At 73.9% G+C, this 10437-nt stretch carries 9 protein-coding genes; 1 reads left to right on the forward strand and 8 read right to left on the reverse strand.

Annotated elements, in window-relative coordinates:
• Nucleotides 1–145: 145 nt before the first annotated feature.
• The 4 genes from ONA70_RS30790 to ald form a co-directional block, all read right to left on the reverse strand.
• A complete protein-coding gene (locus tag ONA70_RS30790; RefSeq protein WP_265010006.1) occupies nt 146–1126 on the reverse strand; it encodes a segregation and condensation protein A in 981 nt (326 codons plus the stop codon).
• A 41-nt stretch (nt 1127–1167) separates the two neighbouring features.
• Nucleotides 1168–2091: a ParA family protein gene (locus ONA70_RS30795; RefSeq protein ID WP_265010007.1), complete on the reverse strand. Its 924-nt coding sequence runs from the start codon at nt 2089–2091 to the stop codon at nt 1168–1170.
• Nucleotides 2092–2284: 193 nt separating this feature from the next.
• The gene (locus ONA70_RS30800; protein WP_265010014.1) at nt 2285–3265 is read right to left on the reverse strand and encodes a site-specific tyrosine recombinase XerD; all 981 of its coding nucleotides are present in this window, start codon (nt 3263–3265) and stop codon (nt 2285–2287) included.
• A gap of 11 nt (nt 3266–3276) precedes the next feature.
• Nucleotides 3277–4392: an alanine dehydrogenase gene (gene ald / locus ONA70_RS30805; protein ID WP_265010008.1), complete on the reverse strand. Its 1116-nt coding sequence runs from the start codon at nt 4390–4392 to the stop codon at nt 3277–3279.
• A gap of 291 nt (nt 4393–4683) precedes the next feature.
• Between ald and ONA70_RS30810 the strand changes: the two genes are divergently transcribed.
• A complete protein-coding gene (locus ONA70_RS30810; protein ID WP_265010009.1) occupies nt 4684–4938 on the forward strand; it encodes a TM2 domain-containing protein in 255 nt (84 codons plus the stop codon).
• Between the two features lie 66 nt (nt 4939–5004).
• On the opposite strand, the gene ONA70_RS30815 is transcribed toward ONA70_RS30810, so the two are convergent.
• The 4 genes from ONA70_RS30815 to ONA70_RS30830 all read right to left on the reverse strand — a co-directional run.
• On the reverse strand, nt 5005–5607 hold the full coding sequence (locus ONA70_RS30815; protein ID WP_265010010.1) for an NUDIX domain-containing protein: 603 nt from the start codon (nt 5605–5607) through the stop codon (nt 5005–5007).
• Nucleotides 5604–7361: a CTP synthase gene (locus tag ONA70_RS30820; RefSeq protein ID WP_265010011.1), complete on the reverse strand. Its 1758-nt coding sequence runs from the start codon at nt 7359–7361 to the stop codon at nt 5604–5606. Before ONA70_RS30820 ends, ONA70_RS30815 begins: the two co-directional genes overlap by 4 nt.
• 150 nt (nt 7362–7511) lie before the next feature.
• Nucleotides 7512–9845, reverse strand: a complete 2334-nt coding sequence (locus ONA70_RS30825) for a hypothetical protein (RefSeq protein ID WP_265010012.1) — start codon at nt 9843–9845, stop codon at nt 7512–7514.
• On the reverse strand, nt 9845–10437 hold a 593-nt coding region (locus ONA70_RS30830), incomplete at its 5' end, for a glycosyltransferase (RefSeq protein WP_265010013.1). The genes ONA70_RS30830 and ONA70_RS30825, both read right to left, overlap by 1 nt.

The following is a 10437-nucleotide window of genomic DNA, read 5'->3' on the forward strand; positions in this document are numbered from 1 at the left end:
CGGGGGGATCCAGGCGGCGGCCTGGTCGGCCAGGGAGTCGGGGCGCTCCTCGTCGCTCATGCCGGCACTCCGCTTCGCTCCGTGCCGCCATGAGGCACCACGGCACTGCGTTGATGATTCGCTCGCTGACGCTCGCTCATCGGGATCACTCCTGCGTCGGTGCGGGGTCGTCCGCCCGGCCGGCGACCGGTGCGTCAGCCGCTGGAGCGGGCGGGGCGGGCGGCTCCGGGGAGCCGGCGTACTCGTCGATGGTCAGCTCGGTGTCGCCCTCGGCGGGACCGGTCCAGCGGACGGTCAACTCCTCCAGCGCCTGCTCCTGCACGAAGGCGACCAGCCCCTGCCGGTAGAGCTCCAGCAGGGCGAGGAAGCGGGCCACCACCTCCAGGGTGATCTCGCAGTCGGCGCAGAGCAGCGAGAAGGTGGCGGTGCCGGCGCGGCGCAGCCGCCCGGTGATGATCTCGGCGTGCTCGCGGACGCTGACCCGGACCATGTGCACGTGGGCGATCGACACCTCGGGCACCGGTTTCGGCATCATCGCCCTCAGGGCGAGCTTGAGCAGCCGCTGCGGGCCGATCCCGAGCACCAGGTCGGGCAGGGCCTCGGCGTACTGGGGTTCCAGGGTGACCGCGCGGGGGTAGCGGCGACCGCCGACCGACTCCAGCTCGGCCAGGTGCGCCGCCGCCTCCTTGTACGCCTTGTATTGCAGCAGCCGGGCGAAGAGCAGGTCCCGCGCCTCCAGCAGGGCCAGGTCCTCCTCGTCCTCCACCTCGGCCGACGGCAGCAGCCGGGCCGCCTTGAGGTCGAGCAGGGTGGCGGCGATCAGCAGGAACTCGCTCGTCTCGTCCAGGTCCCACTGGTCACCCATGGCCCGGATGTACGCGATGAACTCGTCGGTGACCCTGTGCAGGGCCACCTCGGTCACGTCGAGCTTGTGCTTGCTGATCAGCTGGAGCAGCAGGTCGAACGGGCCGGTGAAGTTGTCCAGCCGTACGGTGAAGCCGCTGGCCTCCTCGACGGTGGTCGCGTCGGCGGGCAGCACACCGTCGACCTCGGCGGCCAGCTCGGCGGTGGCCGCGGGGTCGCCGGCGCCGGGCGGCGCGGGCGGGTCGAGGGGCGGTGCGGTCACCGGCAAACCGTAGTCCACGTTCCGGACACCCGGTGTTCGGCCTACCGGTCGGCCTGGGCGGCGATCACCTCGCGGGCCAGCTGCCGGTAGTTGCGCGCGCCGGAGGAGGCCGGGTCGAGGGTGGTGATCGGGGCGCCGGCGACGGTCGACTCGGGGAACTTCACGGTCTTGGTGATCACGGTCTGGTAGACCTTGTCGCCGAACGCCTCCACCACCCGCTGCAGCACCTGCCGGCAGTGGGTGGTGCGGGAGTCGTACATGGTGGCGAGGATGCCCTCGAGTTCCAGGTCGAAGTTGAGCCGCTCGCGCACCTTGTCGATGGTGTCCAGCAGCAACGCGACCCCGCGCAGGCTGAAGAACTCGCACTCCAGCGGGATGAGTACGCCGTGCGCCACGGTGAGCGCGTTGATCGCCAGCAGGCCCAGCGAGGGCTGGCAGTCGATCAGGACGAAGTCGTACTCCTTGCGGACGGTCTTGAGCACCCGGGCCAGGGCCATCTCCCGGGCGACCTCGTTGACCAGCTGGATCTCCGCGGCGGAGAGGTCGATGTTGGCCGGCAACAGGTGCAGCCCGGCCACGTCGGTCTTGATCAGGACGTCCTCGGCGGTGACGTCGTCCTGCATGAGCAGGTTGTAGACCGACAGGTCGAGGTTGTGCGGGTTGACGCCGAGGCCGACCGAGAGGGCGCCCTGCGGGTCGAAGTCGACCAGCAGCACCTTGCGGCCGTACTCGGCGAGCGCGGCGCCCAGGTTGATGGTGGTCGTGGTCTTGCCGACGCCGCCCTTCTGGTTGGCCATCGCGATGATCCGCGCCGGGCCGTGCCGGTCGGTCGGCATGGGCTCGGGAATCGGCTTGCGCATGGTGTAGGCGGACGGGTCGGCCGGACCGAGGTCGGCGCCGAGCGACGCCTGCTGCTCGCGGAGCTCCGACGTCCAGGTCTCGGCACGGTCCTCGTTGCCTGCCATGTCCTCGTTGCCCCCTCCCGACGACCACCCGGCGTCGGAGCCGTCCGACGTCCCTCGCGGCGCCGTTGCGCACCCCCGGTCCGTCGCCCCTGGAGGTCCGCGCCGATGCCGACTGTACGCCACGCGCCAGCAGCGCGTTCGGTACCGGGTCGGCGTGTCGGCCCGCCCGGGTGGCCGTCCGCGTCCGAAGAGGTCAGCCCCGGGCCCGCGGGTGCGCGGTCGCGTACACCTCACGCAGCCGTTCCACGGTGACCAACGTGTACACCTGCGTCGTGGTCACCGAGGCGTGGCCGAGCAGTTCCTGCACCACCCGCACGTCGGCGCCCCCGTCGAGCAGGTGGGTGGCGTACGAGTGCCGCAGGGTGTGCGGGGAGACCGCGTCCGGGCCGGTCACCGGCAGGCCGGCCCGCTCGGCGGCGGCGCGCAGCACGCCCCAGGCGCCCTGCCGGGTCAGCGGGCCGCCCCGGGCGTTGACGAAGACCGCCGGGGTGCCCCGGCCGGCGGCGAGCAGCGCCGGGCGGCCCCGGACCAGCCAGGCGCGCACCGCCTCGACGGCGTACCCGCCGATCGGGACCAGCCGGGTCTTGCCGCCCTTGCCGCGCAGCAGCACGGCTCCCTCGTCGAGCTCCAGGTCGTCCACCGCGGCGCCGACCGCCTCCGAGATGCGCGCTCCGGTCCCGTACAGGAACTCCAGCAGCGCCCGGTCGCGCAACGCGCGGGGCGCCGCGTCGCCGGTGGCGGTGACCGGGCCGGCGGTCTCCAGCAGGCGGAGCACGTCGTCAACGGGCAGCGCCCGGGGCAGCCGGCGCGCCGGGGTGGGCGGGCGGACGTCGCGGGCGGGGTCCACACCGGCCATCCCCTCGCGCAGCGCGAAGCGGTGCAGGCCGCGGACGGCGCTGGCGGCGCGGGCGGCGGAGGAGACCGCGAGCGGCGGGTGGTCGGCGTCGCCGGCGCGCAGCCGGGCCAGGTGTCCCTCGATCTCGGCGGTGCCGACGGCGGCCAGGTCGGTCACCCCGGCGGCGGCCAGGGTGGCGAGGTAACGGTCCAGGTCCCGGCGGTACGAGGCGAGGGTGTTCGTGGCGAGTCCACGTTCGACGGTGAGATGGTCCAGGTAGCCCCGGACGGCACGGCGCAGGGCCGGCGCGGGCTCCGCGCCGGCCCCGTCCGTGGTCAGGGTGTCGCCCGTCAGGCCAGCACCTCGGCCAGCGGCAGCACGTCCATGCCGTGCGCCTCGGCGACCGGACCGTAGACGACCTTGCCGGCGTGGGTGTTCAGGCCCAGGGCGAGGGCCGGGTCGTTGCGCAGCGCCTGCCGCCAGCCCTGGTTGGCCAGCTCGAGGGCGTACGGGAGGGTGACGTTGGTCAGCGCGTGGGTGCTGGTGTTCGGCACCGCGCCCGGCATGTTGGCCACGCAGTAGAAGATCGACTCGTGCACCTTGTAGACCGGGTCGGCGTGCGTGGTCGGGCGCGAGTCCTCGAAGCAGCCACCCTGGTCGATGGCGATGTCGACGAGCACGCTGCCCGGCTTCATCCGGGAGACCAGCTCGTTGGAGACGAGCTTCGGGGCCTTCGCGCCGGGCACCAGCACCGCGCCGATGACCAGGTCGGCGTCGAGCACGGCCCGCTCGATCTCGTACGCGTTGGAGGCCACGGTCTGCAGGTGGCCACGGTAGATGGCGTCGGCCTGGCGCAGCCGGGCCACGTTCTTGTCCAGCAGCAGCACCTCGGACTGCATGCCGAGGGCGATGGCGGCGGCGTTCATGCCGGAGACACCGGCGCCGATGACCACGGTCTTGGCCGCGTACACGCCGGAGACGCCGCCGGGCAGTACGCCCCGGCCGCCGCCGGTGCGCATCATGTAGAAGGCGCCCACCTGCGGGGCGAGCCGGCCGGCCACCTCGGACATGGGGGCGAGCAGCGGCAGGGACCGGTCGGGCAGCTCGACGGTCTCGTACGCGATGCCGGTGACCTTGCGGTCGAGCAGCGCGTCGGTGCACTCCTTGGAGGCGGCCAGGTGCAGGTAGGTGAAGAGGACCTGCCCCTCGCGCATCCGGTGGTACTCCTCGGCGATCGGCTCCTTGACCTTGAGCACCAGCTCGGCGGCGTCCCAGACCTCGTCGGCGGTGGCCAGGATCTTCGCGCCGGCGGCGGCGAACTCGTCGTCGGTGATGCTGGAACCGACGCCCGCGCCGGACTCGACGAAGACCTCGTGGCCGTGGCGGGTGAACTCGTTGACGCCCGCGGGGGTGATCGCCACGCGGTACTCGTGGTTCTTGACCTCGCGGGGGATTCCGACCTTCACGATGCAGACACCTTCCTCCGGGGCAGCTCACCCCCGACTGCTCGGCGCCGCGGCGGCCCCTTTGCCGACGCGGTCCACCGGTCCCGCCGGCGGCAGTCTAGGACTGTGGGAACTACCCGGAGGCCAGCACAGTGGCATCCGGTGCCCGGTCGTTTTGACGGTGTGTCAGGCATGAACCGGGCGGGGCGGTGGAGACCACCTCAGCCGTCAGGACAATATTCGGTAAATATCGTCCCACCCTCGGAGCGGCGGTGCGGACAGGACGGCAGTGGATCACTAAGGTGTCCGCTCATGACCACTCCTCCTTACCAGCAGTACCCGCAGGGCGTCTCCGACAAGAGCAAGATCGTCGCGGGCATCCTGCAGATCCTCCTTGGCAGCTTCGGTGTCGGCCGGTTCTACATGGGCGACACGAAGACCGGCGTGATCCAGCTCGTGGTGAGCATCGTGACCTGCGGCCTCGGCGGCATCTGGGGCCTCGTCGACGGCATCCTGATCCTGGTCAACGGTGGCGTCGACGGCCAGGGGCGCCCGCTGCGCGACTGAGCGCCTACACACGAAGGGGCCGCGCGGTGCTGTGCACCGCGCGGCCCCTTCGTCGTCCGCTCCGGCTCACCGGGGCAGCGGCGCCTCCGGGCGGCGCAGCTCGGCGAAACCGGTCTCCCGGGCCCGGGCCGCGGCGAGCAGCCCGGCCACGCAGGAGGCGTTGGTGATCTCCCCCGCCAGGACCATCCGGACCGCCTCGTCCAGGTCGACCCGGACGACCTGGAGGTCGGCCTCCTCATCGCGCCGGTCGTGCCGCTGCTCGGCGGGCACGTCGGCGAGGTCCCGGGCCAGGAAGACCCGGACCACCTCGTTGGTGAAGCCGGGCGAGCTGTGCAGGTCGACCAGGACGTCGACGCGGCCGGCGGTGAGGTCGGCCTCCTCGGCCAGTTCCCGCCGCGCGGCGGCGGCGAGGTCCTCGCCGCGCACGTCCATCAGCCCGGCCGGCAGCTCCCACAGGTGCCGGCCGACCGGGTGCCGGTACTGCCGGATCAGCACCACCTGACCGGCGTCGTCCAGCGCCACCACGGCCACCGCGCCGACGTGGGTGACGTAGTCGCGGCACGCGGTGCCGCCGCCGGGCATGGTGACGTCGTCGCTGACCACCGAGAAGATCCGGCCGGACCAGATCTCCCGGTGATCGGTCACCTCGTACCGGTGCTCGACGCTCACGACGCGGACGCCGCCTTCGCCGCGGCGGCGGCGCCGTTGCGGCTCGCCTTCGCGGCCGCGGCCTCCGGCGGGGCGGTCTCCAGATCGACCGGGAGCTGGTCGGCTTGGGAGTACGCGACGGCGGCCTTGACGAACGCGGCGAACAGCGGATGCGGCCGGGTCGGGCGGCTCTTCAGCTCCGGGTGCGCCTGGGTGGCCACGAAGAACGGGTGCAGGTTGCGGTCCAGCTCGACGAACTCGACCAGGCGGCCGTCCGGCGAGGTGCCGGAGATCTGCAGGCCGGCCTTGGTGAGCTGGTCGCGGTAGGCGTTGTTCACCTCGTACCGGTGCCGGTGCCGCTCGCTGACCTCGGTGCTGCCGTACGCCTCGGCGACCAGCGAGCCCTCGGCCAGCCTCGCCGGGTACGCCCCGAGCCGCATGGTGCCGCCCAGGTCGCCCTTGCCGGCGACGATGTCCTCCTGGTCGGCCATGGTGGCGATGACCGGGTGCGTGGCCTCCTCGTCGAACTCCAGCGAGTTCGCCCCGTTCAGGCCGGCCAGGTGGCGGGCCACCTCGATGGTCATGCACTGCAGGCCGAGGCAGAGGCCGAGCAGCGGGATGCCGTTCTCCCGGGCGTACCGGGCGGTGCCGATCTTGCCCTCGATGCCGCGCACGCCGAAGCCGCCAGGGATGACGATGCCGTCCACACCGTTCAGGGCGGCCGCCGCGCCGGCCGGGGTGACGCAGTCGTCGCTGGGCACCCAGCGCAGCTGCACCCGGGCCCGGTGGCCGAAGCCGGCGGCCCGGATCGCCTCGCTGACCGACAGGTACGCGTCGGGCAGGTCGACGTACTTGCCGACCAGCGCCACGGTCACCGTGTGACGCGGCTGGTGCACCCGCTCCAGCAGGTCCTCCCAGCGGGACCAGTCGACGTCGCGGAAGGAGACGCCGAGCCGGCGCACCACGTACGCGTCGAGGCCCTCGCTGTGCAGCACCTTGGGGATGTCGTAGATGCTCGGCGCGTCCGGGGCGGCGGTGACCGCCTCCCGGTCCACGTCGCAGTAGAGGGAGAGCTTCTCCTTCACCTTGTCCGGGATCTCCCGGTCGCAGCGCAGCACCAGGGCGTCCGGCTGGATACCGATGCTGCGCAGCTGCGCCACCGAGTGCTGGGTCGGCTTGGTCTTCAGCTCGCCGGACGGCGCCAGGTACGGCACCAGCGAGACGTGCAGGTAGAAGCAGTTGTCCCGGCCCAGGTCGTGCCGCACCTGGCGGATCGCCTCGAGGAACGGCAACGACTCGATGTCGCCGACCGTGCCGCCCACCTCGGTGATCACCACGTCGGGGACCTGGCCCTCGGCGTCCGGCTCGCCCATGCCGAGGATCCGCGACTTGATCTCGTTGGTGATGTGCGGGATGACCTGGACGGTGTCGCCCAGGTACTCACCGCGCCGCTCCTTGGCGATCACCGCGGAGTAGATCTGGCCGGTGGTCACGTTCGCCTTGCCGGACAGGTCCCGGTCGAGGAAGCGCTCGTAGTGGCCGACGTCCAGGTCGGTCTCGGCGCCGTCCTCGGTGACGAAAACCTCACCGTGCTGGAACGGGTTCATCGTCCCGGGATCGACGTTGAGGTACGGGTCCAGCTTCTGCATGACCACGCGGAGCCCGCGCGCGGTCAGCAGGTTGCCGAGGCTGGAGGCGGTTAGGCCCTTACCCAGCGAGGAGGCGACGCCCCCGGTGACGAAAATGTGCCTGGTCGTCCGTGCTGAAGGGGCCAAGGCCTGCTCCCGTGTCGTCCGTAGCGGTCGTGCGAACCGCCGTGCCGATCAGCCAAGTGATCACGCGATCCACGGGATTCCACGGTAACACCTCTTCCGGCCCGGACCGGCGTCGCACCCGCCGTCGCCGCACGTGAATCCGGTTCCGGCTCAGCCGGCGGCCACCTCCGTCGATGCCGGACGACCCTGGGCCGGCACCCGCCCGCGCGGTCCACCGCCGCGCTCGGCCCCGGCGGTGCCCTCCGACGTGTCGGGCCGGCCGGCGTCGCCGTCCGGCCGGGCGGCACCGCCCGGATCGGCGGCGCATCCGGGGCGACCGCCGTCCGGGTGGTCCCCGCCACCCGTGGGACCGCCGGCCGGGCCGTCCTCCCCCGGCCGCCCGCTGCCGGGCTGGGTGCGGTCGGTGGAGTGGTCGAGCACCCGCAGCGCGGCGAGGGCCGCCATCGGCACCACCAGAGCGCCCGCCGACCCGGCCACGTCCAGGGCCGAGCCGCCGAGCAGGCCGCCGAGGCCGGCCGCGACGGCCGTGCCCGCCATCGCGGCCCGGATCGTCGGGTAGATGCCGAACAGCCGCATCAGCCCGCCCCAGGGCTGGTAGAGCGCGAGCCAGACCAGCGCCGCGCCGGCCAGGGCCAGCGCGGTGAGCGGGCTGTTCATCAGCGTCTCCACGTTGGCGCTGCTGGCCCGGTGCACGGTCAGCCCGCCGGTGCCGTCGCCCAGCGCGGCGAGGAACCGCCCGACGCTGCCCCGCTCGGCCGCCGGCCGGCCCAGGTCGACCAGGGCGAAACCGATGGTCACCGCCAGTCCGGCCATGGTGGCCCAGGCCAGCCGGCTGACCGTCAGCCAGCCGCCGGAGCAGATCGCGGCGGCCACGCTCACCCCGGCGGTGAGCGCGATCGCGCCGATCGAGTCCGACCCCAGGTACGGGCTGCCGACGACCACCATGGCGGCGCCGCCGACGATCACCATCACCATGGGCCGCCAGGGCCGGCGGACCCGCTGGGCGAGCCAGCCGCCGCAGAGCAGCGCCCCGGCGACGAAGACGCCCAGCCCGATGGTGCCGACACCGGCGTACCGCCCGCCCTCCAGCGACGAGTAGCCGACCACGCCGTTGAGCTGCAGCCGGGAGCCGGTGAGCACGTCCACGCCGACCACCAGGGTGGCCAGGCCGGCGACCGCGCCGAGCGGACCGAGGGTGCTGCCGTATCCGGGGCTGAACCGGACCGCGGCCGTGCCGCCGACGATCAGCAGCCCGGTCACCACGCCGAACCACCACCCGGCGTGCGATCCGCGCCACCAGGGTGCCGCGTCGGCGAGCAGGGCGGCCGGCACGGCCAGCGCGGCGGCGATCAGCAGCAGCTCGACCACCGCCACCACCCGCCGCGACACCGGTTCGGGGCCGTACGGGCCGGCGTGCCGGCGGGCCCGGCGCAGCAGCGGCAGCACCGCGAGGGCGAGGGCCACCTGGGCCACGGCGAGCAGGGCGAAGAACCAGCCGGCCACCCGGCGCTGCGCGCCGGCCTCCCGGTCGGCGTCGGCGGGCTGGTCGATCGCCGCCCGCAGGTCGGCGGGGCGGCCACCGACGGAGACCGCGGGACGGCCGAGGAAGAGCCGCTCGGGCATCGGCCGGCCGAGCGCGGCGAGGGCGGTCGGCGCCAGGTCGACCAGTTGCAGGTAGCCCTCGCGGGCGGTGCTCGGCGAGGTCAGCCAGCCGCGTTCCCAGCCGGGTCCGTCGGCGATCGCCACGTGCAGCCGGGACGGCGTTTCGGTGTCGGAGACGCCGGCGACCAGGACCAGCGAGCGGTTCGGCCGGGCGGCGAGCACCCGGGCGAGTTGGGCGTCGGCCTGCCGGGCCTGGGCCGCCCGCACCGCTGGGTCGGCGCCATCGACGGTGCCCAGGTCGATGATGCTGAGCACGCAGGAGCCGAGCAGGGGCGCCGGGTCGGCGGGGAGGACCGGCGCGTACCGGTCGACCCGGCCGAACGGTCGAGCGGCCGCCACCGCCGCGCCCGGCCCGACCGCCACCGAGCAGCGGACGGACTCGGACAGCGCGCCCGGCGTCGTGCCCCAGGCCAGCTTGTCCTGGTTGTAGGCCACGACGCTCTCCTGGTCGGGCAGGTTCGCGCCGATCCCGTCGGGCTGCTCGACGGTCACCCCGGCGGCCGGGCAGTCGCCCACCCGGCCGGTGCCCTGCCAGGCCGCGAAGTTGCCCGCGCCGAGGGTGAGCCAGCCGTCGACCGGGCAGGTGGGCCGGTGCGCGGAGCGGGCCGAGAGGGAGCCGATGGACCCCTGCTCGGCCATCCGCCACAGGGTGGGGGTGGTCTGCGGGTCGACGTCGTCCCAGCGCAGCCCGGCGACCCCGGCGAGCACCACGAAGTCGGCGCTGTGCTTCGGGCCGCCGTTGTCCGGCCGGGCGGCGAGCGCGGTGATGCCGAGCGCCACGACGACCAGGGTCAGCAGGACCGGGGTGAGTCGGCGCAGCATCACGAGGTCCTCGTCGACGGCTCGGGTGCCAGCTCGGCGTAGAGGTCGGCCAGGGCGGCCACGGTGTCCGCCTCGGTCGGCCAGGTCGCGGCCCGGGCGGCGCCCCGGCGGCCCAGGTCGGCCCGGCGGGTGTCGTCGTCCAGCAGGTCGCGCACGGCCGCGTCGACCGCGTCGACGTCGCCCGCCGGGACCAGCACCGCCCCGTCGCCGACCAGCTCGGGCAGCCCACCCACGGCGGTCGCCACCAGAGGTACGCCGGCGCGCAGCGCCTCCTGGGCGAACAGCTGCCGGGCCTCCCAGTCGCTGGTGACCAGGGCCAGGTCGGCGCCGGCGAGCAGGTCGGCCACGTCGGTGCGGTGCCCGAGCAGGGTCACCGGGGCCCGGGCGGCCGAGATCCGCGCGGCGAGTTGCAGGTACGCGGGCCCGCTGCCGGCGATCACCACGGCCGGCGCCGGGTTCCGGGTACGCCAGCGGGCGGCGGCGTCGACCAGGATGTCGTAGCGCTTCTGCGGGTGCAGCCGGCCCACCGACAGGATCAGCGGACGGCCGGGCGCGAGGCCGAACTCGGCGCGGACGGCGGCCCGGCGGCGGC

Origin of the sequence: Micromonospora yasonensis (assembly GCF_026013475.1) — a bacterium.
Classification (GTDB): domain Bacteria; phylum Actinomycetota; class Actinomycetes; order Mycobacteriales; family Micromonosporaceae; genus Micromonospora; species Micromonospora yasonensis.